Origin of the sequence: Vibrio mimicus CAIM 602, from assembly GCF_000338875.1 — a bacterium.
GTDB classification, from domain to species: domain Bacteria; phylum Pseudomonadota; class Gammaproteobacteria; order Enterobacterales; family Vibrionaceae; genus Vibrio; species Vibrio mimicus.
This window is the reverse complement of the sequence record NZ_AOMO01000084.1, coordinates 1-1,801: the sequence shown is the minus strand read 5'-3', so window position 1 is coordinate 1,801 and position 1,801 is coordinate 1. Positions and strand designations below refer to the sequence as shown.

Annotated in this window: 2 protein-coding genes; both read right to left on the bottom strand. The window is 40.0% G+C overall.

Annotated elements, in window-relative coordinates; all coding sequences use genetic code 11:
• Window positions 1-401: 401 nt before the first annotated feature.
• Window positions 402-893 (bottom strand): hypothetical protein, encoded by a 492-nt coding sequence (locus tag D908_RS01910; RefSeq protein ID WP_005527260.1) that lies wholly within the window; start codon window positions 891-893, stop codon window positions 402-404.
• A gap of 134 nt (window positions 894-1,027) precedes the next feature.
• On the bottom strand, window positions 1,028-1,657 hold the full coding sequence (locus tag D908_RS01915; RefSeq protein ID WP_005527258.1) for a hypothetical protein: 630 nt from the start codon (window positions 1,655-1,657) through the stop codon (window positions 1,028-1,030).
• Between the last annotated feature and the right edge of the window lie 144 nt (window positions 1,658-1,801).

The following is a 1,801-nucleotide window of genomic DNA, read 5'->3' as shown; positions in this document are numbered from 1 at the left end:
AAACCGAAATGAATCATAGTTTTGATAATCAGGCTCGGAATTTGGCAAATCTGGTTTGAAGTTTGAAAACCTAGAAATGGATTTCTGATTGAGCCAACCGCCCTAACCTCGCGCTTGCCCGAGAATTGATTGAGGCAATTCTCAGAGTTTTTAGCGCCAAAGAATAAGTGTCCGAAAAACAGCGCCCACTGGAGCCGACTTGCCGAAAAACTCGAAACAAACAAGCCTGGGGAACAAAGAAAAATCATAAATCACTGATTTTACGTGATTAAGCATAACGCCCAATTAAGGGGTGAGCAACGCTACCCCAAAACCTAAAGCATTGTGCCATAAACACTAAACTTGAAGTAGAAGCAAAAATGCCAAGCGTTGGGAATCCCTCTTAAATTGTTTGTTATAACTCATTTATCGATGAGCGCCTTCCAATCAATAAAATCAGCTAAATTCACAATTTGGCTGTCGTCAACAAAACAACCTTTGAACGGAGAATCTTCTACAATCTCTGAAAAAATACGCTTAAATAGTTCTAGTACTTCAGCGGAGTTGGCACACGATTCAAAAGAAATAACATGGTAACCGCCGTAACATTCGTCCGGTGGAATTAAGTCGAAATAGCGTTTGGGGCCACGCGGTCTTTCAGGGTTAGATTTTGAGATAATAAAAGTAAAACCACCTTTTCCCTTGCCGACTCGAATCCAACCTACCGCTTGATTTTGTCGCCAACTTCTTCCCATATCTTTAGCCAATTGATCCTTGATTCTCATCTGCATTCTTTGGCTAATCACATTACCGCCTTGAGCTTCTAACTCAGAGATTCTCTTAGCGAAGTTATTTTCGTACCGTTCTTCAAACTGTTCTTTTGTTTCTTTGTATATTGGCAAGTAAAAGTACATTTTTCCTCCGTGAGTTATAACGCCCTGTTAAGGGGTGAGCAACGCAATACCGATGCCGCCACAAACCACCTTAATCACAAAAATCAACGCATAGTGAAAATGCCACGCGTTGCGAATCCCTCTTGAACAGTTTGTTATGTGTATTTTTCGTATGACTGTTTAGTATGCAACCACCCATCCAAATACCGTAGTAATTCCATTGTTATAGCCTGATATGCTGCACATGCTTCCTCTAATGCTGAATCAGGGATGGGTTTGGCTTTATCACCGATGCCGACTTCTATTTTTCCATCTTTTGCAGACAATAAGGTTTTGTGGAAGTGACTCTCGCTAAAGTGTACATAACCACAAGTTTTCTCATAAACCGAGGAGATCCACTCAATTTCTTTAGACAGAACAGAAACAAGATGAGCGTCTGTCATCTTTTTACCACTTTTGTCCTTTATCTTTCTAATTGGTTTTCCGCCAAGTACATCTAGACAAACTGCATCAGGATTTTCTACTAACCATAGCGCCGAGTATCTTAGTAAGTTATCCAGTTGTAATCTAAGCAATGGAGCTGCGCATAAAAACAGCTCAGCTTTAATCATACTTTCAAAGCCTTTTGATAACTCTAAGGATCGGTTAACTACTGCCGAGCTAAATAGATCCATTTGATACATAGTCCCATTGTTGGCACGAGTTATCTTACCTACAGTTATTATTAGCTTTTTATCAAGTTCACTAATTACTTCTAGATACTGCTCTATTGATTTTTTACTCATAACCTACCTATACACATAACGCCCTGTTAAGGGGTGAGCAACGCAAAAAAGCCGCCGCATACCACCTTAATCACTAAATTCAACGCATAGCGAAAATGCCACGCGTTGCGAATCCCTCTTGAACAGTTTGTTATATTTAAGTTT